Source organism: Campylobacter sp. BCW_4341 (assembly GCF_001764255.1).
In the GTDB taxonomy this organism is placed as follows: Bacteria; Campylobacterota; Campylobacteria; order Campylobacterales; family Campylobacteraceae; genus Campylobacter_D; species Campylobacter_D jejuni.
The window spans coordinates 1965-3031 of sequence record NZ_MKAH01000054.1; the positions used below are offsets into that span (position 1 = coordinate 1965).

Below are 1067 nucleotides of genomic sequence, written 5' to 3' on the forward strand. Positions count from 1 at the left end.
AGAAAAACCTTTTTTATGGGCTTGTGAGAATTTACTTGATAAAGATTTAAATAAACCTTTTGATTTTCCAAAATTTCTAGATAAAAAACTAGCCAAAGAAAAATTAGAAAAAACAAAAAAATATCTCCAAAAAAGCATTTTAGAATCCAAAGAATTTATAAAAAAAACTCAAACTCAGCTTCAAAAGCTTAGATACACTTTAGAAAACAATGACAAGAATTTTCAAACTCTTGAAAAAATCAAAAATGATCTTTTAAATCTTTTTAAAGAATTTAAAAAACTCAAGCTTTTTAATGAACTTTGTCAAGCTATTTATTTTCATAACGAATGCGAAATTTTAAAATTTGAAGTTTTAAACACAAACAAACAAAAAGAAAATTTAATAGACTTTTTGAAAATACAACACAATTGGTTTATCCAAGGTTTAGGATACCTTGATGCTCAAAACCAAACCATAGAAAAAAGTTTAGAAAATTGGAATTTTGACGATATAATCAAAAAATAATTAGGATTTCCAATGACCTTCACCCCTACCCAAAAAGAACTCTTTAACAAAAACATTGAGGCTTTAAGCAATATTCTTTTAAAAGAAAGTTTAAAACAAATCCAGTCTAGCAAATTTGAACTTATCTTAGGTAAAGATAATCTAGATATCAATTTAAAAGATACAAGTATAAAAAATAATGGGGGGGGTATAATGAAAATTTACTTTATCAAGATCCCATTAAAGAATTGCAAACTATGCTAAATACTTATAATGATAAATATCTACTTTATCCTGTATTATATTTTTATGGTTTTGGAAATGGAATTTTATTTAAAGCTTTATTGCAAAATAAAAATCATCAACATATTGTTGTTTTTGAAAAAGATATAGAAATCATTTGGATAATGTTTCATATCTTAGATTTTTCAAATGAATTGCAAAATGCAAGATTGATGATTTTAGAAACAAGTTCTTTGGATATAGAATTGTTTTCTAATTTTTGCTCTAGCAAACCTTTCTTTCAATTTTCTAGAATTTATTTTTTAGAACTGATGAGTCATTATTATGAAAGATTTCATGA

Annotated in this window: 2 pseudogenes; both read left to right on the forward strand. The window is 24.2% G+C overall.

From position 1 onward, the window contains the following. Positions 1-505, forward strand: a pseudogene (locus AJN70_RS09975) (motility associated factor glycosyltransferase family protein); the annotation flags it as partial. Between the two features lie 12 nt (positions 506-517). Next, positions 518-1067: pseudogene (locus tag AJN70_RS09730) on the forward strand (DUF115 domain-containing protein); the annotation flags it as partial.